8 tRNA genes and 1 rRNA gene are annotated in these 882 nt (G+C 49.0%); all 9 read right to left on the bottom strand.

The annotated features are described in order from the left end of the window. Window position 1 precedes the first annotated feature (1 nt). Window positions 2–88: transfer RNA gene (locus tag KNQ08_RS16750), tRNA-Leu, on the bottom strand. Window positions 89–109: 21 nt separating this feature from the next. Next, window positions 110–184: transfer RNA gene (locus KNQ08_RS16745), tRNA-Gly, on the bottom strand. Between the two features lie 7 nt (window positions 185–191). Continuing rightward, window positions 192–275, bottom strand: a tRNA-Leu gene (locus tag KNQ08_RS16740). 7 nt (window positions 276–282) lie between these two features. Then, window positions 283–358: transfer RNA gene (locus KNQ08_RS16735), tRNA-Lys, on the bottom strand. Between the two features lie 23 nt (window positions 359–381). Continuing rightward, a tRNA-His gene (locus tag KNQ08_RS16730) sits at window positions 382–457 on the bottom strand. Between the two features lie 11 nt (window positions 458–468). Further along, window positions 469–544, bottom strand: a tRNA-Thr gene (locus tag KNQ08_RS16725). Window positions 545–552: 8 nt separating this feature from the next. Further along, window positions 553–628, bottom strand: a tRNA-Phe gene (locus tag KNQ08_RS16720). 10 nt (window positions 629–638) lie between these two features. Further along, window positions 639–714, bottom strand: a tRNA-Asp gene (locus KNQ08_RS16715). 79 nt (window positions 715–793) lie between these two features. Further along, window positions 794–882, bottom strand: a 5S ribosomal RNA gene (gene rrf / locus KNQ08_RS16710); the annotation flags it as partial.

Here is an 882-nt window from a genome sequence, read left to right as displayed (position 1 = left end):
ATGGTGCGGTCGAGAGGACTTGAACCTCCACGATGTTGCCACCACTAGGCCCTCAACCTAGCGCGTCTACCGATTCCGCCACGACCGCATAATGCTATTCAAATATAAATGGAGCGGAAGACGGGATTCGAACCCGCGACCCCGACCTTGGCAAGGTCGTATTCTACCACTGAACTACTTCCGCATATAAATGGTACGGGTGAAGGGACTTGAACCCCCACGTCAAAGACACTAGATCCTAAATCTAGCGCGTCTACCAATTCCGCCACACCCGCATAAAAATGGTGTGTCATGCAGGATTCGAACCTGCGACCCTCTGATTAAAAGTCAGATGCTCTACCAACTGAGCTAATGACACATAAATGATATGAAGTTAAAAAATGGGGCGACTGATGGGAATTGAACCCACGAATGCCGGAATCACAATCCGGTGCGTTAACCACTTCGCCACAATCGCCAAAATAAAAATGGTGCCGGCAACAGGAGTCGAACCCGCGACCTACTGATTACAAGTCAGTTGCTCTACCAGCTGAGCTACACCGGCAAAAGAAATGGTGGCTTTGGACGGAATCGAACCGCCGACACAAGGATTTTCAGTCCTTTGCTCTACCAACTGAGCTACAAAGCCGATATTAAAATGGCGGTCCTGACGGGATTCGAACCCGCGATCTCCTGCGTGACAGGCAGGCATGTTAACCGCTACACCACAGGACCGTTTAAGTATAAGGTGACGACTTCTATAATGATAAAACATCTATGTAAGTCTGTCAATTGTTTTATTAAAAAAACAAAAGCCTGGCAACGTCCTATCCTCACAGGGGGAAGCCCCCAACTACTTTCGGCGTTCAAGTGCTTAACTTCCGTGTTCGGCATGGGAACGGG

Origin of the sequence: Exiguobacterium sp. s46, assembly GCF_018618875.1 — a bacterium.
Lineage (GTDB): Bacteria > Bacillota > Bacilli > Exiguobacteriales > Exiguobacteriaceae > Exiguobacterium_A > Exiguobacterium_A abrahamii.
This window is presented reverse-complemented; position numbering and strand designations above follow the sequence as displayed.